This is a genomic window from Actinomadura pelletieri DSM 43383 (assembly GCF_003634705.1).
In the GTDB taxonomy this organism is placed as follows: Bacteria; Actinomycetota; Actinomycetes; order Streptosporangiales; family Streptosporangiaceae; genus Spirillospora; species Spirillospora pelletieri.
This window is the reverse complement of record NZ_RBWU01000001.1, coordinates 981347-994220: the sequence shown is the minus strand read 5'-3', so window position 1 is coordinate 994220 and position 12874 is coordinate 981347. Positions and strand designations below refer to the sequence as shown.

Annotated in this window: 9 protein-coding genes; 4 read left to right on the top strand and 5 right to left on the bottom strand. The window is 71.9% G+C overall.

Annotation, left to right across the window (positions count from 1 at the left end):
- Positions 1-40 precede the first annotated feature (40 nt).
- A complete protein-coding gene (locus BZB76_RS04550) occupies positions 41-700 on the bottom strand; it encodes an HAD family hydrolase (protein ID WP_121432985.1) in 660 nt (219 codons plus the stop codon).
- Positions 701-912: 212 nt separating this feature from the next.
- On the opposite strand from BZB76_RS04550, the gene BZB76_RS04545 reads away from it, so the two are divergent.
- Positions 913-1383, top strand: a complete 471-nt coding sequence (locus BZB76_RS04545; RefSeq protein WP_211342824.1) for a hypothetical protein — start codon at positions 913-915, stop codon at positions 1381-1383.
- A gap of 103 nt (positions 1384-1486) precedes the next feature.
- Positions 1487-1870, top strand: coding sequence for a phage holin family protein (locus BZB76_RS04540; RefSeq protein WP_121432984.1), 384 nt, complete (start codon positions 1487-1489; stop codon positions 1868-1870).
- A gap of 3 nt (positions 1871-1873) precedes the next feature.
- Here the strand turns inward: BZB76_RS04540 and BZB76_RS04535 are convergent, their stop codons facing one another.
- From BZB76_RS04535 to BZB76_RS04520, 4 genes are all read right to left on the bottom strand, one after another.
- Positions 1874-4258 (bottom strand): coiled-coil domain-containing protein, encoded by a 2385-nt coding sequence (locus BZB76_RS04535; protein ID WP_170180504.1) that lies wholly within the window; start codon positions 4256-4258, stop codon positions 1874-1876.
- A 972-nt stretch (positions 4259-5230) separates the two neighbouring features.
- Positions 5231-6133 (bottom strand): cation diffusion facilitator family transporter, encoded by a 903-nt coding sequence (locus tag BZB76_RS04530; RefSeq protein ID WP_246006749.1) that lies wholly within the window; start codon positions 6131-6133, stop codon positions 5231-5233.
- 177 nt (positions 6134-6310) lie between these two features.
- On the bottom strand, positions 6311-7327 hold the full coding sequence (locus tag BZB76_RS04525; RefSeq protein WP_121432981.1) for a hemolysin family protein: 1017 nt from the start codon (positions 7325-7327) through the stop codon (positions 6311-6313).
- The gene (locus BZB76_RS04520) at positions 7315-8694 is read right to left on the bottom strand and encodes a hemolysin family protein (protein ID WP_121432980.1); all 1380 of its coding nucleotides are present in this window, start codon (positions 8692-8694) and stop codon (positions 7315-7317) included. Before BZB76_RS04520 ends, BZB76_RS04525 begins: the two co-directional genes overlap by 13 nt.
- Positions 8695-9043: 349 nt before the next feature.
- Between BZB76_RS04520 and BZB76_RS04515 the strand changes: the two genes are divergently transcribed.
- Together BZB76_RS04515 and BZB76_RS04510 are read left to right on the top strand one after the other, a co-directional pair.
- Positions 9044-10258 (top strand): hypothetical protein, encoded by a 1215-nt coding sequence (locus tag BZB76_RS04515; protein ID WP_121432979.1) that lies wholly within the window; start codon positions 9044-9046, stop codon positions 10256-10258.
- Positions 10259-10827: 569 nt separating this feature from the next.
- Complete coding sequence (locus BZB76_RS04510) at positions 10828-12864, top strand: serine/threonine-protein kinase (protein ID WP_420534759.1); 2037 nt, start codon at positions 10828-10830, stop codon at positions 12862-12864.
- Positions 12865-12874: the final 10 nt, after the last annotated feature.

Genomic DNA, 12874 nt, shown 5'->3' with positions numbered 1-12874 from the left:
CATAGTAGGAGCCGCCGCCGACGCCCGCCCCGGAGAATCCTCACTTGTGGATAACCTCCACCAGCTCTGGCGTGATCTCGTTCAGGTCGTCCGCGACGTGGGCCGCGAGGGCCAGTGCGTCGGGGGCCGGTGGATGTGTGGGGCGGGGGACGGCGATCACCGGCATGCCGGCGGCGTGGGCTGCGCGGACGCCGTTGCCGGAGTCCTCGATGGCGACGCAGGCGGGGGCGGGCACCTCCAGCCGTGCGGCCACGGTCAGGTATCCGTCCGGGGCGGGTTTGCCGCGGTCTACCTCTTCGGTCGACACGGTGGCGCGGAAGAGTGCGTCCAGGCGGAGTTGGCCTAGTACCAGGTCGATGAGGGCGCGCGGGGACGAGCTGGACAGTCCGAGCGGGCGGTACTCCGCAAGACGGCGGACGACCGAATCAGCTCCAGGGAGTACCGGCGGCCCTCCCTCGTAGCGCTGGGACATCCGGTCGATCACCTCGTAGGCGACTTCCTCGGCCGAGACGCCGTCGACGAGTTCGGTGGCGATGTATCCGGCCCATTCCTCGGTGCTCATGCCCATGAGCCGTTCCTGTGTGTCGGGGAGCCAGCGTCCGTCGTGGTCGGCGACGTAGCCGCGGCGGACGTCCTCCCACACGGGTTCGGAATCGATGAGGACGCCGTCCAGGTCGAACACGATCGCTTGTACGGGCATGGGATCCTCCGCGGAGCTTTTTCGGCGCGTCCTACCCTGGCCACGATCACTACCCGGTGCGATCGAAACGGAACCGCGCGCATAGCAGGCCCTGATAGCCGACTTGTAATACCAAACGAGGATTTATCTGACGCGTAAGACTCGATCACGTCCGGTCTGGCATGGTGTAGATCCTCCGTCTTCTCCGGAGCTCAACGCAGAGGAGATCTTCCATGGTGTTCCTCGGTTCCCTGCTGGTGGTGGCCGCGATCGCCGCCGTGGTGGGCGTCATCCTCGGAAACACTGGGTCCACGAGCCTCGTCGCCTTCGGTCAGACCGTGCCCGGCGTGGACGAACTGTGGCAGGTATTCCTCGCCGGGGCCGTCACGGCCGTGGTATTCATCGCCGGCATGGCGCTCGGGGTCATCGGCACGGTGCGTCTGGTGCGCACCCGTCGGGACCTGCGCGACCTGCGTGAGGAGCATGAGGAGTCACTGACCACCCTGGAGATGGAGAAGCGCCGCCTGCAACGCGAACTCGCCCGCGTCCGCCAGGCCGCCGCCCAGGCCGACGGGTCGGGGGGCGGCTCGTCCAGCCGGGGACGGCAGTCGCGGCGTGGGGCGCCCGCCGCCGCCCAGGGCACGCGGGTGGGGCCGCGCTCGCAGGTGGCGGCCAGTTCCCCGTTCTTCGACCGTAAGGAATGAGGTCGATCGGTTCGTTCGCTCGTTCTGGGTGATGACGGGACGTTCCCCGTAATCGCCGTGCGGAGGGATGACGGCACCCGTCCGTGTCACGCATGATCGTGGTGTGCGGATTCTTTTCAAGGTGGGCATCACCGCGGTCGCCCTCTGGGTGGCCACCGTGGTGATCGACGGTATTTCGGTGGACGGTGACACGGCCGGCCGTCGCGCCCTCACGCTGGTCGCCGTCGCCGCCATCTTCGGCCTCGTCAACACCATCATCAAGCCGCTCATCAAGACGCTCGGGTGCGCGTTCTACGTGCTCACGCTCGGCCTGATCGGGCTCGTGGTGAACGCGCTGCTGCTCTGGCTCACCAGCGAACTCGCCGGGGAACTCGACCTGCCGTTCCATGTCACCGGGTTCTGGCCCGCGTTTTGGGGCGCCATCGTCGTCGGTGTGGTCGGCTGGCTGCTCCACCTTGTCGTCCCTGACAAGGACGACAAGGACTGACGGTCAGCGGACGTCCAGGAGACTGGGCGCGGCCGTCGCGGCGCGTTCGAACGGGCTCGCCTCCAGCCTGCCGGTGGGCGCGTCGACGTATTCACGGTAGTCCGGCGGACGGGACCCCGGCGCGCTCACCAGGACCCAGGCGCGGGACCGGACGGCGCCGATGAGGAACTCCGCGTCCGTGACCGCGCAGGCATCAGCGACGATCAAGGTGTCGAACTCCTCGTCGCGGACGGTGAGCCCCACCCCGGTCGGGGTCCCGACGACCAGGTCGGCGGTGCGGAGCAGGACGTCGCCCCCGGCGGAGCGCTTACCGGCGGTGTAGGCGGTGAGCTCCTCGATACGGGCCATGGCCCGGCGCTGGTGGTCGGCGACGGCCTCCGGGGCTGTGGTGGGGTCGGTCCCGCAGATCTCCAGGACGTTCTCCCGCGAGCGGGCCTCCGTCCGCCGGGCCGTCTCCAGGTCGTCCTCCATGGCGGACAGCGCCTCCGTGGCGGCGGCGTCGTGCCGTTCCAGCGCCACCGCGGTCTCCGCCGCGCGGGCCGTGGCCGCTTCGGCGTCCGACCTGGCCTGCCGTGCCGTGGACAGGGCCGCTTCGCGGGACGTCCGGGCCGCGTTGATCCGGTCCTCGATGGCCTGGGCGGTCTGTTGCGCGAGGCGTGCCTGGGTCGCCTCCTGGGTCGCCTTTTCCACTGCTGTCGAGGCCAGTCGGGCTTGTTTCTGGTGTTCGGCGGTCGCGGTCTCCCGCTCCGTCGCCAGCCAGGTCAGCTCCGTGCCGAGGCGCCGCTGGGCCTCCTGCGCCTGTTGCAGCCGCGCCCCGCCCTCGGACACGAACGACGCGAGGCCGCGCCGCACCCGCTCCGCGTGCTCGGCGGCGTCCTTGGCCTCCCTCGCCTGCTTGGCGGCCTCGTCCGCCTCCCGCGTGCGGGCCTTGACCTCGGCGCGCAGGGACCGCAGCTCCGATGGCGGCGACGCCACGTGCAGGCGCTGTCCGAGTGTCATCTTCCGGCGCAGTGCCGACAGTGCCGACTCCGCTGAGACGAGGCGGTAGTAGGCGGCGTGGCCTTCCGCTGCCGCGTCCGCGTCTGCTGCGGCCAGCCGGTGCGCCTCCTCGGCGGCTGCGGGCAGGGCCTCTTGTGCGCGCGTCAGTTCGTCCTTCAGGGACGCTTCTGTCTGGCGTGCTTCCTGCAACTCTGTTTGTGCTGTTCTGGCGCGCTCGTCGAGTTGGACGCACCGGGCGTAGGCGGCGTCGGCGGTTCGGGTCAGCGCGTTCGCCTCGGCCGCCGCCTCTTCTGCTATGGCTCGGAGTCGTTCCGCTTCCGCGCGTGGGCCTTCCAGCTCCGTCTCGGCCTCCGTCTGGACGGCGGCAAGCCGTTCCGCCTCCGTCTCGGCCTCGACGGCGGCGTTCTCGGCGGCGGTGGCCGCGTTTCGGGACTCCTCGATCGTCGCGGCGAGCGCCGTCCGCTCCGCAGCCAGGGCCTCGCGTCGCCGCAGGTTCTCGGCCTCGACGGCGCGTAGGGTGGCCGCGTCCCGTGGCCACTGCTCCAGCCACATCAGACCGCGCCGCAGCAGCCGCGTCTCCGTCTCCCACGAGAGCCGCCACGCCTCCCCGATGGGCCGCAGCGCCGCCGACCGTACCCGCGTCTCCGGTGCCGACGGCCCCTCCTCCGGGACGGCGGGCTCCGCCATGGGCATCGCGGGGAGCGGCTCGACCCGCGTGACCGCGGGGGTGTCGTCCACGTCGTCGGTGGGCTGCCCGACCAGGGGCTTGAACTCGACCGTGCCGTTCGCTCCGAACTCCCGGACGGGCTCCGGTTCGGCGACCTCGTCGGTCACGGGCGGCAGGGCCTGCGTCTCCACGGAGGGCGACTCCGCCGTGGCGGGCTGCGTCTCGATCATCAGGGAGAAGACCTCGGGGTCGTCCTCCAGCGTCCGCAGCAGGTCGGCGGCCCGTTCCGGTGTCGGCGCGATCAGCAGCGCCCGCCCGTCGGCCGCCGCGACCTCCTTGACGGTTTCGCGGACGACGTCGTCGACGTCCCCGGTCTGGACGAGACGGAGATGTTCCGATTCGTCCAGCGAGCCGGGTGCCGCCAGGAATCGGGCCAGGACCTCCCAGTCCCCCGTGACCCGCTCCTCGCGCAGGGCCCGCAGGGCGGCGATGTGCGGCGCCCACCCGACCGGCGGCACATCTTCGGGCACCTCCCTGAGCCGTGCGTCGAGGGCCTCATAGAACTCCGACAGTGGGCCGTACACGCCTTCGACCAGCTCACGTCCGCCCCACTCCTCCTGGACGGCCTCCGTCCCGAGCGGCGGCGTCCCCCCGACCGTGGGGATGGGCATGGTGCCGAACTCCGACCGCGCATCGACCACCGCGCCTTCGACCCCCGACACGTCCTCCCCGGAAGCGTCCGAGGCGGGCGCAGGCCCAGGGTCTGCCGTGGCGCCTTCGGCGGCCGAGACGTCCACCGCGTCGTCCACAAGCGCCTCAGCCGCGCCTTCGTCCCCAGACGCGACCTCGTCGGGGGCGTTCGAGGAGGGATCGGGCTCGAGGCCTGCGGTGGCGCCTTCGCCAGAGGCGTGCGCCCAGTCGTCCACGGGCACCTCAGCCGCACCTGTGGCACCCGACACGCCCTCCTCGGGGGCGTCCAGGGAGGGCGCGGGCCCAAGGCCTGCGGCGGCGCCTTCGGTGGCGGAGGCGTGTGCCCAGTCGTCCACGGGTGCCTCAGCCGCGGCTTCGTCTCCGGGCGCGGCCTCGCCGGCGGCGTTTGAAGAGGGTGCAGGGCGAGACTCCTCGGCAGCGCCTTCGGCGGCTGAGGCATGTGCCCGGTCGTCCACTGGCCCTTCGGTCGCGCCTTCGGCATCCGACACGGCCTCGTCGGTGGCGTTCGAGGAGGGGGCGGATTCGGGTTCTGCGGTCACGCCTTCGGCGGGCGAAGTGTTCGTCGCGTCGTCAACGGGTGCCTCGGTCACGGCCTCGACACCTGACGCGGCTTCGTCGGGGGCGTTCGAGGAGAACGCAGGACCAAGGTCTGCGGTGGTGCCTTCGGTGGCCGAGGCGTTCGCTGAGTCGGCCTCGGGTGCCCCGGTGGCGGCCTTGGCGGCCGCGGCTTCGACGACCGCAGGGTCAGGGACGGTTTCCGCGCTCGTCCCCTCCGGTGCTTCCCGGCCGGGGAGTGGGACGGTGACGGTGGGTTGCTCGGAGTCTGGGACATGCTCGGGCCGCCCGCGTTCAGGAGGCTGCGAGTGTTCGTTCGGTCCCTTGTTCTCTGCTGGCTGTTTCACCGACGTCATCCCGTCCCAGATCGACCGCCCCGGGGCCGTATATCCCCTTCGGCCCGGGACTAACGTCTCACAGGTCAGGGCTCAGCGGTGACCGGCCAGGGCCGCGTGGTGATCTTCACCGTCGCGGGCTTCGGGGTCGGGGTGGACGAGGGCGCCCGACAGGCGGGGCAGGGCGTGCAGCAGGCTGTGTTCGGCGTCGACGGCGATCTGGTGGGCGCGGATGACGGTGGACGCGGGGTCGACGACCACGTCGCATTCGGCGCGGAGGCGGTGGCCGATCCAGCGGAGGCGGACGTCGCCGACGGCGAGGACGCCCGGGGTGGCGGACAGGGCGGCCTCGGCACGGTCGACCAGGGCGGGGTCGACGGCGTCCATCAGACGGCGCCAGACCTCGCGGGCCGTCTGCCACAGGACGGTCAGGATCGCGAAGGTGATCAGGAGGCCGACGACGGGGTCGGCCCAGGGGGCGCCGAGGGCGATGCCGCCCGCGCCCAACAGGACGGCCAGGGACGCGAAACCGTCCGTGCGGGCGTGCATGCCGTCGGCGACGAGGGCGGCGGAGCCGATGCGGCGGCCCACGCGGATGCGGTAGCGGGCGACGAGTTCGTTGCCGACGAAGCCGACGAGGGCGGCGCCCGCCACGGCGGCCACGTGCTCCACAGGCTGTGGATGGGCGAGTCGCTGGACGGCAGCGTATCCGGCCGCCGCGGCGGAGGCGGCGATGGCGAGGACGATGACGACGCCCGCGAGGTCCTCGGCCCGTCCGTACCCGTAGGTGTAGCGGCGGGTCGGCGGGCGCCTGCCGAGGATGAACGCGATGCCCAGCGGGACGGCGGTGAGGGCGTCGGCGGCGTTGTGGAGCGTGTCGCCCAGCAGCGCCACCGAGCCGGTGAACGCGACGACCACCGCCTGGAGGACGGTGGTGGCGCCCAGACCGGCAAGGGAGATCCACAGGGCGCGCATGCCCTGCGCGCTGGCCTCCATCGCCGAGTCCACCTTGTCGGCCGCCTCATGCGAGTGGGGCTTCAGGACGTGCGAGACCCGACCTCGGAACGACCGACCATGACCATGCCCGTGTCCGCTCATATTTATAACAATGACCCGAAAAGTCCGTTGCAGCACCTCGACAATTGCGCCATTGCCGCAAATAAGCGGGCTTTGTCAATGCGGGTTTGTGGCCAGTAGCTCCGCCAGAAGATCGTCCAGGGTGACGATGCCCGTGAACTCGTCGCCCGCGCCGTTCACCACGGCCAGCTGGGCGCGGGCGCGACGCATTCGGCTGACGGCGTCCAAAACGGTCGTCTCCGCCGTGAGGACGGGCGCCGGGTGGGCCAGTTCACCGGCGCGGCGGTCCCCGTCCGGTTCGGTGATGGCCGCCCGGACGTGGACGATCCCCGTCATCGCGCCGTCGCCGTCGCGGACCAGCAGCCGGTTGTGGCCGCTGGCGGTCGCGGTCCGTCTGATCTGCGCGGCGGTCGCGTCCGCGCCGATCGTGGTGACGGACGTGGCGGGCACGACGAGGTCGCCGACCGTGGCCTCCCGGGCGGAGATCGCGCGGCGGAGCAGTTCATGGTCGCGGCGGCCGATGAGGCCGAGGCGCCGCGACTCGCCGACCAGGTGGCTGAGCCGCGCCGGGTCGGTGTGGTCGTCCAGTTCGTCCTTCGGGGTGACGCGGAAGAGCCGCAGCAGCGCGTTGGTCGTCTCGTTCAGCGCCGACAGGATCGGCCGGGACACCTTCGCGAACGCGCGGAACGGCAGGGCGAGGATCAGCGCCGAACGTTCCGGATGCGCGATCGCCCACGACTTCGGCGCCATCTCCCCGATGACCATGTGCAGGAACGTGACGACGGCGAGGGCGCAGCCGAACGCGACGGCCTTCGCCCCGGCCTCCGGGACGCCGAGCGCGTGCAGCGGCGGTTCGAGGAAGTGCTCGAACGCCGGTTCGGTCACGATCGCGAGGCCCAGTGAGCACATCGTGATGCCGAACTGCGCGCCCGCGAGCATCAGCGACAGTTCGCGGACGCCGGCGACGGCGGCCACGGCGGGACGGCTCCCCTTCGCGGCGGCCCGTTCGAGCTGCGGCCGGTTGGCGGCGACCAGCGCGAACTCGGCCGCCACGAAGAACCCGTTGCCGACCAGCAGCAGGACGGTGATCAGCAGCGTGGTCAGCGGGTCCATGACGTCTCCCCCGTCCCGTCACCGGAGGCGGCCTGGGCGGGCACCTGGCGGGGCGCCCGCTCCCCGGCCGACGCCGCCCTGATCATGATTTTCTCGGCGACCCGGCGGGCCACGCTGACGACCTCCAGGTCGACGGGCCCGGCGTCCAGGTCGACGGTGAGGCGGTCACCCGGGCGCGGCAGTCGGCGCAGCCCCGCCATGACGAGCCCGCCGAGGGTGTCGTAGGCGTCGCCTTCCGGCAGGTCGAGGCCGGTGAGACGGCCGACCTCGTCGATGCGCAGGCCCGCGTCGACGAGCCAGGACCCGTCGGGCCCGGACGTCGGCGTGTCCTCTTGGTCGGTCTCGTCGGCGATCTCCCCGACGAGTTCCTCGGCGACGTCCTCGAAGGTGAGGATCCCGGCGAGGCCGCCGTACTCGTCCACGACGCAGGCGAACTCCTCACCGGAGTCGCGCATGCGCTCGATGACCCCGTACAGCGGCTGGCTGCCGGGGACGAGCAGCGCGGGCCGCGCGACCCGGCCGATCGGGGTGGTCTGGTCGAGCGCGTCGTCGGCGACCTCGCGGACGCCCGCGACCCCGATGACGTCGTCGGTGTCCTCCCCGTAGACGGGATACGCGCTGTGCCCGGTCTCCCTGATCAACGCGACGAGGTCGGCGACGGGTGCGGTGGCGGGCAGGGTCCTGACCTGGGGCCGGGGCACCATGACCTCGTCGGCCGTGAGGTCGCCGAACGACACGGCCCGCTCCAGCAGGCCGGACAGGTCGGCGGGCAGATGCCCGGAGCTGTGCGACTTGCCGATGATGTCGCCGAGTTCTTCGAGGGTCGCGCCGCCGTGCAGCTCCTCGACGGGCTCGACCCCCACCGCGCGGAGCAGCCGTTCCGCCGCGCGGTCGAACAGCCGGATCAGCGGCCCCGCCACCGTCAGGTACAGGAGGGTGGACGCGGACAGCGCACGCGCCAGCGACTCGGCGCGGGCGAGCGCGAGGTTCTTCGGGAACAGCTCCCCGAGCACCATCTGGACGAGCGTCGCCAGGACGAACCCGGTGGCGAGGGCGATCGCCCCGGTCGCGCCGGTCGGCACGCCCACGACCTCGAGCAGTGGCCGGATCAGCTCCGCGAGAGCGGGTTTGGCGATGAATCCGACGACCAGGGTCGTCATCGTGATGCCGAGCTGCGCGCCCGACAACATGAACGACAGTCTGCCGATGACCTTGACGGCACGCCGGGCGGACGCGTCACCGCGGTCGGCGGCCTGCTGGAGCGTCGCGCGGTCGGCGGCGACGTAGGCGAACTCCTGAGCGACGAAATAACCGGTGGCGGCGGTCAGAACGAACACCGCCAGAACACCCAGTACCGCGCTCACCATGTGGCACCGGGTCTATGACTGGGGTCCGACACCGCGGACTCACCACTCCTCTCGTATCGCTGCTAACACTCGTAACGTCACCTGGGACGACGAGGTTCCCCAGGCACAGGGTACGGGCGCGGGCCCGCGGTGGCGCGGGGCGCGTTCCCCCGAAGGTGAGATCAACTCGGTTTCTCGGGACGCTTGTCTTCGTTCAGTGTCACGGATCACACTTATAAGGGAGCGTACGTCCGATACTGGGCCGGTCCGTGCTCCCAGACCGCCCGTTTCAGGACATGCTCGGGGGGATGGTCGGACAGCGATCGCGGGGCTGACGTTGGATCAAAGCGGGGCAGGGGCCGCCGCGCCCATGAGCCGGGAGGGCATCGACCATGCCCTGCGCAGGCTCCGCGAAGACCGCGACCGCATCTCGGCGTCACTTCTCGACCTCGACGGGCACGAGGGCAGCCGCCTGCTGGAGGGCGCCAGGCTCACCGGGGAGACATGGCGCCGCTGGGAGGACGCGAAGTCCAGGATGACGACGCTGTGGGCCCTGTTCGACGCCTACCAGAACGTCCTGGACACCGCGACGGAGCTGCGGGAACGGACGTCCCGCCCGGACGCCGCCACGCTCATCGAACTCTCCGGCCTGCTCGCGGGCCGGTCGGTCGAGCTTCCCGACGGGGAGATCCCCCTCCAGAACCGCACGCTTCTCGGCCCGAGCGAACGACGGGTGACGCTGGACGAGGCCGTCGCGATGATGTCGGACACCTACGAGTTCGTCGCGGGAGAGATCGCCGCCGCCGACGCGGCCTGGACGGCGCTGTTGCTCCCCCTGGAGGAGGTCGAGGGGTGCTGGCGGGAGACGGCTCGACTGGCGCACTCCCTGGACGGCACACGCCACCCCGAACTGGACCGCGTCGGCCGCGAACTGACCTCGCTCGGCCGGGTCATCCGCACCGACCCGCTGTCGCTCGTCCGGGACGGCCGTCCCGACACGACCCGGCTCAACCGCGTCCGCGCCGCCCTGACCTCGCTGGGCGACGAACTGGCGGGCGTCGCCCGGATGCGGGACGAGTACGACGAACTCGTCGCCCGCGTCATGGCGTCCATCGAGGAGATCGAGCGCACCGAGCGGCGTGCCCGCGAAGCCCATGCGACGGTCCTGACCAAGATCCACACACCGAACCTGCCCGCACCGTCCCGGGGCCTCGGCACCGCGCTCCGCGACCGCCTCGCCGCCCTGGAACGACTCCGCGAGGCGGGCCGCTGGGTCGAGATGGCGGGCCGTTTCGCCGAACTGGAGCGCGCCGCCGACGAGGCCCTGGAACGGGTCCGCGGTGACCTGCGTCTCAGTGCCGGTCTGCTCGACCGGCGAGGCGAGTTGCGGGGACGCCTGGAGGCGTACCGGGCCAAGGCCGCGCGGCTGGGCGTGGTCGAGGACGAACGGCTCGCCAAGCTGTACGACCAGGCCCATGACGTCCTGTGGACGGCGCCCTGCGACCTGCGGCAGGCCACCACGATGCTCGCGGAGTTCCAGCGGGCTCTGAGAGTGTGCGAGAACGAGACGAGGACCCGGCGATGAACCGATGCGCCCAACCGGGCTGCACGGGCGAGATCGAACCGGACGGCTTCTGCAACATCTGCGGCCTGGCCGGTCAGGGCGCGCAGGGCGCGGACACGCAGGGCGCAGATGGTGCGCAGCTCACGCAAGCCGCACAGGCCACACAGGGCGCGCAGGCCGAACCAGTCGGGCAGGGTGCGCAGGCGGGGCAGGCTGAGCAAGGCGGGCAGGGTGGGCAGGACCAGGTGTTGCCGCAGGCTGGGCGTGCCGGGGCTGTGCGGTCGTTGCTGGGTGGGGACGGTTCCGAGGGTGTGCCATCGAGTGCGTCCCCTTCGGTGATAGAGCCCGGTGCGGCTTCATCGGCGGCTCGGCAGGCGGGGTCGTTCACGCCGCCTTCGGGGACGATGGCAAGCCCGTCCGGCCCGGCGGCGTCGATTCCGACTGCGCCGTCCGAGCCATCGGCGTCCTCCACGCCGGGTTCGTGGGCGGGGGGACGGGACGGCAGTGCGGCGCGGAGTGTCGGGACGGGGCGGACGGCGTCGCGTGGCGGGTCGCGCGGGTCGGGTAACAGCGGGTCGGCGAGGCGCGGAATGCTCGGGGCCGGGCTGGTCGAGGTGCCGCCCGTGCCGAGTCGTGATCCCGCTTCGGCGATCATGGAGAAGCCGGAGGTGCCGGAGAGCCGGCGGTTCTGTAGCCGGTGCGACGAGCGGGTCGGGCGTAGCCGGGGCGGGCGGCCCGGACGCACCGAGGGGTTCTGCCGTAACTGCGGGCATCCGTTCTCGTTCACGCCGAAGCTCCGGCCGGGGGAGATGCTGGGCGGCCAGTACGAGGTGCTCGGTTGTCTGGCGCACGGCGGCATGGGGTGGGTGTACCTGGCCCGCGACCACAACGTCAGCGAGCGGTGGGTCGTCCTCAAGGGGCTGCTCGACACGGGAGACGCCGACTCGCTGGTGGCGGCGACGGCCGAGCGGGCGTTCCTCGCCGAGGTCGAGCATCCGAACATCGTCAAGATCTATAACTTCGTCCGGCACGGCGACTCCGGGTACATCGTGATGGAGTACGTCGGCGGGCGGTCGCTCAAGGACATCCTGCTGAGTCACCGTGCCGAGCATGGTGACGACACGTCCCTGCCCCTTGGTCAGGTGATCGCGTATGGCCTTGAGGTGCTCAGCGCGCTCGGGTACCTGCATGGTGTCGGGCTGCTGTACTGCGACTTCAAGCCCGACAACGCGATCCAGTCGGAGGAGCAGCTCAAGCTGATCGACCTCGGTGGGGTGCGGCGGGCGTTCGACGTCGACAGTCCGATCTTCGGCACGCCCGGCTACCAGGCCCCGGAGATCGGCTCCCGGGGGCCGTCGGTCACGTCCGACCTGTACACCGTGGGCCGGACGCTCGCGGTCCTGAGCTTTCCCTTCCGCGGGTACACCCGGCGGCATCTGCGCAGCCTTCCGCCCAAGGAGGAGGTGCCGCTGTTCCAGCGGCACGAGTCGTACCACCGGCTGCTGCGCCGCGCCACGCACCCGGATCCGGCCCGCCGGTTCCAGAGCGCCGCCGAGATGGCCGAGCAGCTCACCGGCGTCCTGCGGGAGGTGCTGTCGACCGAGGACGGACGTCCGCGGCCCGCGCCGTCGCCGCTGTTCGGCCCCGAACAGAACACGGCCGGCGCCGAGATCGTCGAGCCGGACGGCGCCGATGCCGCGACCGCGCCGATCCTGGTGCCGTTGGAACCCGCGGCGGCCGCGGCGGCGCTGCCGGTGCCGCTGGTGTCCGGCGCGGACCCGGCGGCCGCGTTCCTCGCCGGGCTCACCGCCCGCGACCCGGGGGACCTGGCGGCGGCGCTCAGCGCGGCGCCGGTCGCGTCCCGGGAGGTCAGGCTGGCGCTGGTCCGCGCCAGGATCGAGCTGGACGATCTCGGCGCCGCGCACCGGCTTCTGGAGGAACTCGCCGTCGAGGACCCCGACGACTGGCGCGTCGACTGGTATCGCGGCGTCCGAGCCCTCGCGGACGGGCGCGGCGGGGACGCCGCGGCCGTCTTCAACGACCTGTACGACCTCGCGCCGGGCGAGCAGGCGCCCAAGTTGGCCCTCGCCTTCTGCCACGAGCTGACGGGCGCCCTGCCGGAGGCCGACCGTTACTACCAGCTCGTGTGGCGCACCGACCCGACGCATGTGAGCGCCGCGTTCGGCCTGGCCCGCACCCGGCTCGCGGTCGACGACCGGCGCTCCGCCCTGCGCGTCCTCGACTCGGTGCCGCGGGTGTCCAGCCACTATCTCGCCGCGCAGCTCGCGGCCGTCGCCGTCGCCGTGCGCGGCCGTCGCCCCGGCGAGCTGGACGCGCCCGCGCTGGTGGAGGCGGGCAGGCGGCTGTCGTCCCTGCGACTCGACACCGAACGGAGGGCCGCGTTCACCGCCGAGGTGTTGGCGGCGGCGCTGTCGTGGGTCCGCGCCGGGCGGACGCTGCCCGCCGGGATACGGCAGCGGGTCCTCGGCACCCGCCTTGACGAGCCGTCCCTGCGCGCGAAGCTGGAGGAGACCTATCGCGTCCTCGCCAAGCTCGCCGACGGTTCGGCGCACCGGCACACGATGGTGAGACGGGCCAACGCCGTGCGTCCGAGGACGCTGTTCTGACCATGCAGGG